This window comes from Acinetobacter sp. YH01018 (assembly GCF_013420295.1).
In the GTDB taxonomy this organism is placed as follows: domain Bacteria; phylum Pseudomonadota; class Gammaproteobacteria; order Pseudomonadales; family Moraxellaceae; genus Acinetobacter.
Genome location: NZ_VOYL01000084.1, coordinates 1 through 5,942 on the forward strand (window position 1 = coordinate 1; position 5,942 = coordinate 5,942).

General features: G+C 40.8%; 5 protein-coding genes and 1 pseudogene. 3 read left to right on the plus strand and 3 right to left on the minus strand.

Annotated elements, in window-relative coordinates:
* Positions 1–468: 468 nt before the first annotated feature.
* The gene (locus FTT83_RS15305; protein ID WP_166168782.1) at positions 469–1,335 is read right to left on the minus strand and encodes a DMT family transporter; all 867 of its coding nucleotides are present in this window, start codon (positions 1,333–1,335) and stop codon (positions 469–471) included.
* 386 nt (positions 1,336–1,721) lie between these two features.
* On the minus strand, positions 1,722–2,954 hold the full coding sequence (gene serA / locus FTT83_RS15310) for a phosphoglycerate dehydrogenase (RefSeq protein ID WP_086195823.1): 1,233 nt from the start codon (positions 2,952–2,954) through the stop codon (positions 1,722–1,724).
* Positions 2,955–3,309: 355 nt separating this feature from the next.
* Between serA and FTT83_RS15315 the strand changes: the two genes are divergently transcribed.
* Both FTT83_RS15315 and FTT83_RS15320 read left to right on the plus strand, forming a co-directional pair.
* Positions 3,310–4,719, plus strand: a complete 1,410-nt coding sequence (locus FTT83_RS15315) for an FAD-binding oxidoreductase (RefSeq protein WP_086195822.1) — start codon at positions 3,310–3,312, stop codon at positions 4,717–4,719.
* 111 nt (positions 4,720–4,830) lie between these two features.
* Positions 4,831–5,211 (plus strand): hypothetical protein, encoded by a 381-nt coding sequence (locus FTT83_RS15320; RefSeq protein ID WP_180044600.1) that lies wholly within the window; start codon positions 4,831–4,833, stop codon positions 5,209–5,211.
* An 89-nt stretch (positions 5,212–5,300) separates the two neighbouring features.
* On the opposite strand, the gene FTT83_RS15325 is transcribed toward FTT83_RS15320, so the two are convergent.
* Positions 5,301–5,789 carry a hypothetical protein gene (locus FTT83_RS15325; RefSeq protein ID WP_180044601.1) on the minus strand — a complete coding sequence of 163 codons (489 nt, stop codon included), beginning with the start codon at positions 5,787–5,789 and terminating at the stop codon, positions 5,301–5,303.
* 68 nt (positions 5,790–5,857) lie between these two features.
* Here FTT83_RS15325 and FTT83_RS15330 point away from each other — a divergent pair.
* A pseudogene (locus tag FTT83_RS15330) lies at positions 5,858–5,942 on the plus strand (IS5/IS1182 family transposase); the annotation flags it as partial.

The following is a 5,942-nucleotide window of genomic DNA, read 5'->3' on the forward strand; positions in this document are numbered from 1 at the left end:
AGTTGGGTGTATTTCTTCATTGTGTGCTTTCCAATTGCGAGTTGAAAAAGTCCAATGATTCTACGAATACACCTAACTTTTTCAACTAACTACAAATGTGTCGCACTTGGGATTTGAATCTGCGATTCAAAATTGCAGGATAAAAAAGATGGCGTTAGTGTCATTGCTGTCCCATAATTTGAATTTTATTTCCGCACCAAATCAATAGGATGATATTTGGCATTTAAGCATTTGGTATTTATTTTTTTCACAGCCTTGTCTTTTCTCTAAAAGTTTAAGTCACTTTGTGTAGGCTTAACCCTACTTTTGACAGACCAAAAGTAGGCAAAAGTCTTTATTCCCCATACACGACTTCCTGTCGTGATGGGGAATGTGTGGCATCCTTGCCACACTCACAAATCTAACACCTAGAATTCAACTATGGGACAGCAGTGGCGTTAGTGCCATCTTTTTTTGGAATTAATTATTTCAAGACTCGACTTTCTGGCTGGCTCGGAATGTCACGCCAACCGATGCCAGCATGACACACAGCAGGGCAATCCACTGTAACCATCCTATTTTTTCTCCAAGCAAAAGCAGCCCCGTGAGTGCAGCCAAAGCAGGAGAAAGGCTGGATAAGGTGCCATAACTCAGTTTGCTTAAATGCTTCAACGCTTGCAGGTCGAGGGCATAGGGAATGGCAGTGGCCAGTACTGCGATTGCCAACGCTTTGCCCCAGTACTGGGTCTCAACCAATGCAGCTGCATTGTGGTAGAGTCCAATCGGTAATAGCGTCAATGCAGACAAACTGATAGCAATGGTTAAAGCGTGCATGCCAATATTCTGATGCACCACCTTTTGACCAAAATAAATATAAAATGCCCAGCATAGCCCGGCACCGAGAGCACAAGCTGCAGCGAAAATCGAAAAATTGGCACTCTGTGTCTGTCCCCATGGCACCATCAAGGCAATGCCTAAAATGGCCATTCCCACCCAGATATAGTCACTGCGCTGCTTAATCGACAGCAGGGCCAGTCCTAAAGGGCCGATGAATTCCAGACCCACCGCAATGCCCTGGGGTAATTTTCCCAAAGACATATAGAACAGAATATTCATGAAACCGAGTGCTGCACTATAGCAGAGTAAATCGCGCCATTTTAAAAAAGACAGCCGCGATAAAATTTTCCAGGAACGGAACATGACCCCAATAATGATCGCAGCAAAACACAGCCTTAAAATCGTCACGGTCAATGGGTCAAGCACCAGGAACAATTGTTTGGCAAATGATGCACTGATTTGATAAGAGATCATGGACAGAACCATGAACACTACGGCAAGAAGTTGAGAGTTTGGCATGAGACACGCAGTTGGATGGTCCGTCGAATAGACCATGTTTCAGGTGCGCACAGTATAGCGGTTCATGCTGATTTTTTGAGTTTTTACTGGAGGAAAATTTAAATTCATAATTTTAAATTTAAAATAACTGGTGGATGCAGGATGGTTTTATCGATTTGAATTTAAATGATCCATTTTTTAATTTGTCTGCAATTTTGTTCTTTGCAAGTGGATCAGGGTAATCAGCAAGAGCAGCGATGCTTGCACAGCAGGAGCGATTTTAAAACTGGGTATAAACTAAATTGGCTTGTTCAAACAGCATGAGATAGATAAAACGCCAGATTTTAAAAATTTTGAAAAATAAAAAACCACAGCATGAATGCTGTGGTTTTTTTTTAAATTTTAAATTAGAACAATACGCGAACGCGGATTGTGCCTTCAACTTCGTGAAGTGTATCGAGTGCTTCTTTAGACGCAGTTGCATCAACGTCCATCACCAGATAACCGACATCACCTTTAGTCATCAATGACTGACCAGAGATGTTGATGCCGTGTTCAGCAAACAGGTTGTTGATTTTAGACAGCACGCCAGGAATGTTTTTGTGAATGTGCAGTAAACGGTGTTTACCTTCAGTCAATGGCAATGCGATTTCTGGGAAGTTCACCGCAGACAAGGTCATACCTTTATCTGAGTAAGCAACAAATTTCTCTGCCACTTCAAGACCGATGTTGGCTTGCGCTTCCATGGTTGAACCACCTACGTGAGGAGTCAAAATCACGTTGTCTAGGCCACGAAGAGGAGAAACGAATTCTTCACCGTTGGCTTTAGGTTCTTTAGGGAATACGTCAACTGCAGCACCTGCAATGTGACCAGATTTGATTGCATCAGCAAGATCTTCAATGATCACACATGTACCACGTGCAGCATTGATGAAGATTGAACCTTCTTTCATTTGTGCAAACTGGTCTTTGCCAAAGAAGTTACGTGTAGATGGAACGTCCGGAACGTGTAGAGATACCACGTCTGCATTTGCAAGCAATTCGCCCATGCTACCGACTTGGCGTGCATTACCCATAGGAAGTTTGGTTACAACATCATAATAAATGACATTCATACCCATGCTTTCAGCAAGTACTGAAAGTTGAGAACCGATTGAACCGTAACCGACGATACCTAAAGTTTTACCACGAGTTTCAAACGAACCGACTGCAGATTTGTTCCAGCCACCACGGTGAGTAGAAGCAGATTTAGCAGGTACGCCACGAAGCAATAAAATGGCTTCAGCAAGTACCAGTTCAGCCACTGAACGGGTATTTGAATATGGTGCGTTAAATACTGGAATACCACGAACCATCGCAGCATCAAGATTTACCTGATTGGTACCGATACAAAAACAGCCAACAGCAATCAGCTTGTTGGCTGCTTCAAATACTTCTTCAGTTAACTGAGTACGTGAACGAATACCAATGAAGTGGGCATCTTTGATCGCTTCTTTCAACGCTTCACCCTCAAGCGCAGTTTTACGATAGTCGATGTTGGTGTATCCAGCAGCATTTAAAGTGTCGATTGCGTTTTGATGAACGCCTTCTAACAACAAGAAACGAATTTTATCTTTAGGCAGTGAAAGATGTTGGCTCATTACGGCTCCGCTACAAAGGCCAAATTTAGTCGCTATATGATAACATACGAGAAGGGTCTATATACATTTCCTTTATGACCGAGACTATAGGTATTTTTGCCATACATATGTCAGGAACTACAGATTTTGGTCTAACTAAAACTGTAATTTTTAAGCTTAGATTGTCAAAATGCTTATTTTCACCGGGTTTTAGTAAAAAATGTCTTATAATGTCGAGTAGTGAAATCGATCACAGTTATACTGTTGATTTTATGCTCACACCCAGTCTAAGACATTATTTTTTTGTAAATCTCTTTGCAAAGAATGCTCTATAGACCATCCACCACTTGTATATTTCTTGCTAGGTCTGCAAACGATGAATGCTCCAGTCGCTTTAACACCTGAGTTATTAACCCAATTGACAGCCATTGTGGGTGAAAACCGCATTAAAACTGATGCTGCTAGTCTCGATGCCTGGGGCAAAGACTACACCAAGCATTTCGATCCAAATCCATCAGTCATTGTTTTTCCATCAAGTACGGAACAGGTGCAGGCGATTGTTAAATTTGCCAATGAACACAATATTGCCATCACACCATCTGGCGGCCGTACCGGTTTATCTGCCGGTGCAGTAGCAGCCAATGGTGAAATTGTGGTCAGCATGGACAAGATGAACCAGATTCTGGAATTCTTCCCTGCAGACCGTATGGTACGTGTACAAGCGGGTGTGGTGACTGAACAGTTACAAAACTATGCTGAAGAACAGGGTATGTATTATCCGGTGGATTTCGCATCTTCAGGTTCATCACAAATTGGCGGTAACATCGGTACCAATGCCGGCGGCATTAAAGTGATTAAATACGGCATGACCCGTAACTGGGTGCTGGGTCTGACCGTTGTGACCGGTAAGGGCGACATCCTGCGTCTGAACAAGGGCATGATCAAGAACGCGACCGGTTATGCATTACAACATTTGTTCATTGGTGGTGAAGGCACTTTAGGTCTGGTGACTGAAGCTGAAATCAAGCTGGAACGTCAACCGCAAGACCTGCAAGTGATGGTACTGGGTGTACCTGACTTTGAAGCAGTGATGCCTGTACTTCACGCATTCCAGGCGAAAATTGATTTAACTGCATTTGAGTTCTTTGGTGAACTTGCGATGCAAAAAGTGCTGGATCATGGTCATGTACAACGTCCGTTTGAAACGGAATGTCCATTCTATGTACTGCTTGAATTTGAAGCGCCATTTGAGCCAATTATGGACAAGGCGATGGAAATTTTTGAGCATTGCATGGAACAGGGTTGGGTGCTCGATGGAGTAATGAGCCAAAGCCTGGAACAGGTACACAGCTTATGGCGTTTACGTGAAGATATCTCTGAATCAATCGCACCGTTTACACCATACAAAAATGACATTTCCGTATTAATTACGCATGTTCCGGCATTTATTAAAGAAATTGATGCCATTGTTGCGGATAATTATCCTGACTTTGAAATTTGCTGGTTCGGTCATATTGGTGACGGTAACTTGCACTTGAATATCTTGAAACCAGAGAACCTGTCTAAAGATGAATTCTTTGCCAAATGTCAGGTGGTGAATAAATACGTATTCGAAACTGTGAAAAAATATGACGGTTCGATTTCTGCGGAACATGGTGTTGGTATGACCAAAAAACCTTACCTCAATTACACCCGTTCTGAAGAAGAAATTGGCTACATGAAAGCCTTGAAACAGGTATTTGATCCAAACGGTATTATGAACCCGGGTAAATTATTTGATCTTTAATATTTAACCTGTAAGTTCTATGCGCCGATGACTACATAACTGTTATCGAGTATAAAAAAAAGGCATGGCATCATAGATGCTATGTCTTTTTTTTATGGGGGATATTTCCCAATGTTACGTTTACTCTCTACCTGTATCATTTGTTTGGGTTTAATCACGGCGGGTTGTGCAACGACTAAAAAATTGGCTTCTAAAGTGAATATTGGTTCGTCCGATATGCCTTTGCAACAAGTGTTGAACGAACGACCTGATTTGCGTAAGAATTCGGCTACGGTTGAAATTCGTCAGTTTTTTAATAGTGTAGAGTCACCAACAGCTGCACAGGTCAAAGTAACGGAAACGGGTTTAATGGATGATTCGGTTCGTTCGATGCGCACGGTATATAGTTTTAAACTGGTGGATGGGGACTGGAAGAAGGTGGATATCGAGAAATCGTATCAATGTATGCGTAGCAAAAACACCAAGGTTTTTCAGAAAGCGAAATGTCCTTAATAAATCTTTGATTTATGGTTGAAAATTAGGCTGTAATGCTACATAAAAAGCGTATCGATTGATGCGCTTTTGTCTTTTATGAGAAGCAACTAAAATGGTAGTTCATCAACAAGTAAATTAATCTGATTTTCTATAAATAATTCAATCTCGTAGAATAGAGCGGTCTTGTCTTCAGTTGACATTACAGGCTCCCACTTAATATTGAAAGAATCACGTGTGAATGATATTCGATCTATTTCATTTTGATAATTTCTCCAAGTTGCTTGAGCAATTTTTTCTTTATCTGAAAAGCTCAGGTCTTTCGAGATTTTAAGAGTTGAATAATTCGCTGAACTATTAAGTTTATTCAATGCTAATAATTTTTGATCATCTAAATTTTCATTAAGTTTACCAACTTTATCTAATAATTTTTCGAGAGCTTCAGTTGAGCCTATAGTTTGATTATCAATTGTTGCTACAGTAAAACTGCCAAAATGACTTAAAAAGGGTTGATAGTTGTCAGATAAGGATTTTTCATAAGTTGCTTTAATTTTTTGAGCTAAAGAATTAATAAACGATTCAATAGTATTGAATCTCAAATCTTTGCGATAACCAATATGTTCAATAGACCTCTTGCGAAAGTCAAAACCACCTCAATCTAAGTTTCATGAGATATCAGAACTTAAACCGTTTTTCAGATTCTGAATTTAAACGCTTGGTTGGCGTACCTCGACCAGTTTTTACCGAAATGG